Source organism: Geobacter grbiciae (assembly GCF_018531165.1).
In the GTDB taxonomy this organism is placed as follows: domain Bacteria; phylum Desulfobacterota; class Desulfuromonadia; order Geobacterales; family Geobacteraceae; genus Geobacter; species Geobacter metallireducens.
Genome location: NZ_JAHDIW010000061.1, coordinates 1 through 326 on the forward strand (window position 1 = coordinate 1; position 326 = coordinate 326).

At 59.5% G+C, this 326-nt stretch carries 1 protein-coding gene; it reads left to right on the forward strand.

The window, feature by feature from the left end; translation table 11 throughout:
• Nucleotides 1-326, forward strand: a 326-nt coding sequence (locus KJB29_RS19140; protein WP_215735899.1) for a hypothetical protein, incomplete at both ends; no start/stop codon positions are given.

Consider the following 326-nt stretch of genomic DNA (forward strand, 5'->3'; position numbering starts at 1 on the left):
GGTGTCACCTCAACGCTCGTGAAAAACACTAGCCTCTACCAGGCAAATGAACGCTTCGGCCGAACCGTCACCTTCGACAGCAGTAACAACGTAAGCTCCATGACCGACGCCGACGGCAACGGGGTCACCTTCACCTACAGCGGCGGACTGTTGCAGAGCGTCTACGACAACTTCGGCCACACGCTTACTTTCCATTACACCGGAGCGCTGCTGACCTCGGTCTCCGATTCGGCGGGGCGCAGCGTTGCTTTCGGCTACACCGGCAACGACCTCACCACCTACACCGACCCTGAAGGAAAGGTCTGGACCTACGGCCCGGACAGCAA